The 2373-nt window shown below is 45.1% G+C and carries 3 protein-coding genes; all 3 read left to right on the forward strand.

Features of this window, described 5'->3' with window-relative positions:
- Positions 1-490, forward strand: a 490-nt coding sequence (gene gmk, locus A3739_RS13855; RefSeq protein WP_068501752.1) for a guanylate kinase, incomplete at its 5' end; no start/stop codon positions are given.
- Between the two features lie 79 nt (positions 491-569).
- Positions 570-782, forward strand: coding sequence for a DNA-directed RNA polymerase subunit omega (gene rpoZ / locus A3739_RS13860; RefSeq protein ID WP_068480249.1), 213 nt, complete (start codon positions 570-572; stop codon positions 780-782).
- 131 nt (positions 783-913) lie between these two features.
- Positions 914-2373 (forward strand): bifunctional (p)ppGpp synthetase/guanosine-3',5'-bis(diphosphate) 3'-pyrophosphohydrolase (locus A3739_RS13865; protein WP_156502588.1); only part of this gene is annotated, 1460 nt, incomplete at its 3' end.

Consider the following 2373-nt stretch of genomic DNA (forward strand, 5'->3'; position numbering starts at 1 on the left):
ACGTCCTGGTGAAGAAGACGGCATTAACTACAACTTCGTTAGCACCGACACGTTTAAATCTTTAATCGATCAAGGCGACTTTCTCGAGCATGCAGAAGTATTCGGTAACTACTATGGCACGTCAAAAGAATGGGTACAGAGCCGACTTGATCAAGGCCTAGACGTCATTCTAGAAATTGACTGGCAAGGCGGCCGCCAAGTACGCGAACAATTCCCACAAGCATTGAGCATCTTTATTATTCCGCCATCCAAGGCTGCACTGCACGCAAGACTCGAAGGCCGCGGTCAAGACAAACCTGAAGTCATTGAGCTACGTATGCAAGAAGCCGCTTCAGAGTGTAGTCATTACGAAGAGTTCGACTACCTTGTTGTAAACGAAAACTTCGACCAAGCGCTGGCTGAATTAGGCGCTATATTTACCGCTCAAAGATTATTGTTAGTAGATCAAAAACAACGTCATCAAGAGATACTCAACGATCTATTGTCTTAAGCGTACAACTAACATAGAATGCGCGGTTCTTTTTTGAGCTATGCTTAGTTCTATATTCGAATTCTAGAGGTGAAATTAAATGGCACGAGTGACCGTTGAAGATTGTTTGGAAAATGTAGACAACCGTTTTGAACTTGTCATGGTTGCGACCAAGCGCGCTCGTCAACTTGCAAACACTGCGCAAGAGCCAATGGTTCCTGTTGAAAACGACAAGCCAACAGTATTAGCGCTTCGTGAAATCGCTGAAGGCCATATCAACGCAGGTAATGTTGATTTTAGCGAAGAAGAATAACTTCTTTGCGATAATACGCTTGAAAAAACAGCTCGCTCAAATATCATTAGGGTGAGCTTATAAAAAGCTGAACAGCTTTAGCCGTTCGGCTTTTTTTATTTCTTCATTCCGCACAAGTGAGCAGAGAAAGCGTGCCCGATATTGATGGCTTAATCGAGAGAGCCGAGTCCTACCTAGACACCAACAAGGTAAGACTGATTGAACGCGCCTATTACGTCGCAAAAGAGGCGCACGAAGGGCAATATAGACGCAGTGGCGACCCGTACATTATTCACCCTATTGCTGTCGCCAATATTCTCGCAGACCTTCACCTTGATCACGAAACACTCATGGCAGCATTGCTGCATGACGTCATAGAAGACACCGAAACTAGCAAAGACGAATTAGCCGAAGAGTTTGGCAGTGCCGTTGCGGAACTGGTCGACGGGGTGAGTAAACTCACACAAATAGAATTCAAATCTAAAGCTGAAGCTCAAGCCAATAATTTCCAGAAAATGACGTTGGCGATGGCGAAAGATATTCGCGTTATATTGGTTAAACTTGCAGATCGCCTNCATAACATGCGGACGCTCGGTCCATTGCATCATGAAAAGCGACGGCGGATCGCCACAGAAACGCTAGATATATACGCACCGATCGCAAATCGCTTAGGCATTAACAGCATTAGAACCGAGCTTGAAGATCTTGGATTCCAAGCGCTCTACCCAATGCGCTCCAAATACATTCGCAAAGCGGTCAAAAAGCTTCGCGGAAGCCATAACGAAATCATCGAAGATATCCAAGGTAAAATCGAGAGTCAGCTAAAAACGCGACATCTTACTGGCGAGGTTATCGGTCGAGAGAAGCATCTTTTCAGCATCTATAAGAAGATGAAGTATAAGCATCGTTCTTTCCATGAAATTATGGATGTATATGCTTTTCGAATTATTGCTGAATCTGAAGACGATTGTTATCGCATTCTCGGTGCCTTACATGCGCTCTACAAACCTCTACCTTTCCGCTTCAAAGACTATATTGCCGTCCCTAAGGTAAACGGATATCAATCACTGCATACCACGCTATTCGGTATGCATGTGAACATCGAAGTGCAAATTCGCACCCAAGAGATGGAAGACCTTGCCAACTACGGGATCGCGGCTCACTGGCAATACAAAGACGACTCCAGTATGGCGCTTGCAAACCAAGCCCGTATAGATCGCTGGTTGAGTGGCCTGAAAGAGATTCGAGAAAATGCTGGCGACTCAATGGAGTTCTTCGAGCACGTTAAAATTGATCTCTTCCCAGACGAGATCTATGTCTTCACACCGAAAGGAGCAATTCTCGAACTACCAGCTGGCGCAACACCGATAGACTTTGCTTATGCCATTCATACTGACATTGGAAATGCATGCGTCGCCTGTCGCATCAACAAACAACTTGCCTCATTAAGCGAGCCTTTGCAGAGCGGTCAAACGATAGAAATTATTACGGCTCCAGGCGCAAAACCAAGCCCTGCATGGCTAAATATCGTCACCACAGGCAAGGCAAAAAGTAGTATTCGTCACTTTATCAAGCTGAAGCAACACGAAGAAAATCTATCTCTTGGTAAGAG

The organism is Oleiphilus sp. HI0067, from assembly GCF_001635735.1.